General features: G+C 59.7%; 3 protein-coding genes and 2 pseudogenes. All 5 read left to right on the top strand.

The window, feature by feature from the left end; genetic code table 11:
• On the top strand, positions 1–796 hold a 796-nt coding region (locus tag C487_RS00325), incomplete at its 5' end, for an eCIS core domain-containing protein (RefSeq protein ID WP_006183660.1).
• A 6-nt stretch (positions 797–802) separates the two neighbouring features.
• Entirely contained in the window at positions 803–1,807 is a 1,005-nt protein-coding gene (locus tag C487_RS00320) for a hypothetical protein (protein ID WP_006183659.1), read from the top strand.
• Between the two features lie 24 nt (positions 1,808–1,831).
• Positions 1,832–1,948 (top strand): annotated as a pseudogene (locus C487_RS22140) (DUF4157 domain-containing protein); the annotation flags it as partial.
• 501 nt (positions 1,949–2,449) lie between these two features.
• Complete coding sequence (locus C487_RS20575) at positions 2,450–2,620, top strand: hypothetical protein (RefSeq protein ID WP_161605700.1); 171 nt, start codon at positions 2,450–2,452, stop codon at positions 2,618–2,620.
• Between the two features lie 11 nt (positions 2,621–2,631).
• Positions 2,632–2,929 (top strand): annotated as a pseudogene (locus C487_RS21265) (hypothetical protein); the annotation flags it as partial.

The raw sequence follows: 2,929 nt of genomic DNA, 5'->3' as shown, positions 1-2,929 counted from the left end.
CCACCCCGGCGGGAAAGCCGCTCAGGCCGCCGAATCCATCGACGCGAAGGCGTTTACCTGCGGCAACGCGATCGTCTTCAATTCGGGCGAATACGATCCCCGGTCGGCCGACGGCCAACACCTGCTGGCTCACGAACTCGCCCACGTCACACAACAGGACGGCAGCGCACCGCTCTCGATGATGCCCCAAGAGGACGCCGACCTCGAGATCGATCCCGACCCGAAGTTAGAGCGGGCGGCTGACGAGGCGGCCACCGAGGCGTTATCGGGTGAGGAACCGCTGGTCGTGAATCGGATGGGGACAGATGTACACGTTCAGCGGACGGCCTTGGGGAAATTGAATCCGTTCAGTAATTCAGACGGGGAAAAAGCGGGAGACCTAGTCGCTGATGAGGTGAAAGCCGAGCCCGAAGCGTTGGCTGAGGAAGTCCGACGGATCAAGGTCAATCAGGCCAAGTTGTCCAATCAGGTTAACAGTGAGCGAGGGACGGTCGACACTGTCGGTGAAGCTGCTGGCGCAGGTGTCGTCGGCGGGACCGTCGGACTCGCAGTCGGTGCCGCAACTGCAAATCCAGTTCTGGGGGCGCTCGCTGGGGGTGCGGCCTCCGATGTCGGCAAGACATTGTATGGCAAACTCTGGGGGAAAGGCCGAGATGCGATCGCCGAAGCCGAAATCCCCGATATCGGCACCGAACGCCTCGACGGCATCAAAGAGACAATCGACGACCTCATCGACGAAAAGCTCCGCAAGCGATTCAGTGGAAACGAACATGGTGGCGAAGACTACCGATTCTGATTTACTATGAATGCAAAAATTGATGGAGAAGATGATCGGGGTATTGGAGTTGCGGTAACTGACAATAAAGGTGTTGGGCATCGTATTGCGCTTGGAACTGACGGAGAATTTCAGACGCATGAATGTGATATTTATGCTGACAAACCTGCTGATCGAACTCCAGAAGAAAACGAACTGAACGAACAAGCCCGACGCTTCGCGCAGTACTACGTCTACTGTGAGCGCGGCTACGACACTGTAACCCCACGACGCATCCACCCGGAACGTATCAACGCCGTCCGTGTCGCCGTTGCATCCCTCTCGGAAGCCGAATTCGAGCGGTACTTCGGCGATCTCTACCGGCAACTCCGGAGTTACGACGACTCAGCGGTCAATCGCACGATCGACATTCCCGACGAAGCGACAAGCGCTGACTCACTCCTCTATCGGAAACACGTCTATCTCGGCCTGAACCCGCTCGAGACCGAACTCGGTGCCGAAGCCGACGCGATCGCCGCCCGCCACGGTCTTGATCTCGCAGCCGATCGGCTCGATTCCATGTCACCCGAAGACATCTCGGACGCCGAGTTGGACGACTGGCGGGCCGCCACAGCGGAACTCGGCGCACTGGCGGAGACGGCCGACATCGATCTCTCCGAGGGGTTGCAACTGGCCGGGGTGTCGTCGCTACGGGCGGTCTACCTCGACGACCGCGGCGAAGAACACGTCACCAACGCTGACGACCCGTTCGATCGCCAGCCCGATGCATGGATTGAACTTCCAGTGATGGACCCTGGAAGCCTCCCGGAGTTTCAGGCGTACATCAACCACAACCTGGCCTGTCAGGTGCGCGACTGCTTCGTCCGAATGGGACTCGAACCGCCCCAACCGTTCCGAATCCTCGGCTACGGTGATTTCGAAGCCGCAGAACAGTACAAGCGTCTGGACCTGTACCCCAACTACGTTGATCCACACGAGGAGACGGCCTTCGCCGACGGGTACACTGGTTCAAACGCGGGACCGACTCAGTGAGATCGCTCGAGGGTGTCCACATCCGACCCCGACCCGCAGTTAGAGCGGGAAGCCGACGAGGCCGCAACGGAGGCACTCTCGGGTGATGAACCGGTGACGGTGAATCGGATGGGGACAGATGTACACGTTCAGCGGTATCCCGGCGAGGGAGTGGTTGCCAAAGCCGGCACTCTCCTCGAGAACGGGACGGAGACAGTCGACGACNGTGAATCGGATGGGGACAGATGTACACGTTCAGCGGTATCCCGGCGAGGGAGTGGTTGCCAAAGCCGGCACTCTCCTCGAGAACGGGACGGAGAAAGTCGACGACGCCACACGCAAACGATACCGGCTCAGCAAGGAGCAACTCCTGGATGTCGTTACGTCCGTCGAAACCCCGGCCGGACTCTCCGAGTGGCTCGAGTATCACGATATCGACGTAGCCAGCCGGGTGCAAGATGCGGCCAGTAGCCCGATCAAAGGGATGACCAAAGGCTGGACGGTTGGATCGGCAGTCGGGGCGATAGCTGGACCGGCCGGGGCAGTGGCCGGTGGCCTCGCTGGCGTTCCGCTCGGGGCCGTCCTCACCACGAAATTCGGCCAGCACGTCGCNGCTGGACGGTTGGATCGGCAGTCGGGGCGATAGCTGGACCGGCCGGGGCAGTGGCCGGTGGCCTCGCTGGCGTTCCGCTCGGGGCCGTCCTCACCACGAAATTCGGCCAGCACGTCGCCGGCGAGGTCCAATCGCTCTTGCGAGACCGACTCGGTCTCAATACTGACCAGGAATTCGATCTAGACGATGTCACTGGACTGGGCAGCGCAGACTACAAATGAGGTGATAAGATATGCAATCGTCTATTGAAGCTGGTGATAACGAAGGATGCGGTCTAGAAGTAATCGACAATAATGGGGTTGAGCACTGGATCGAAATCAAATATAACACTGGAGAAATATCATACCACGAACAAGATGGTTACCCGGACAAACCGGCGGAACGCACCCATAGTGAGGGGGAACACGTTGGGCATGCACGCAGATACGCCCAGTATTACGTCGCTCGAGAGACCGAGCACGACACGATTCCGTGGGATCTGGATGGAGATCGATTCGAAGAGGGTCGGCAGGCGCTCCAGGGGCTCTCGG

It is taken from the genome of Natrinema pallidum DSM 3751 (assembly GCF_000337615.1).
GTDB lineage: Archaea > Halobacteriota > Halobacteria > Halobacteriales > Natrialbaceae > Natrinema > Natrinema pallidum.
Note: the sequence above shows the minus strand (reverse complement) of the source record. Positions and strands in the feature narration are given on the sequence as shown.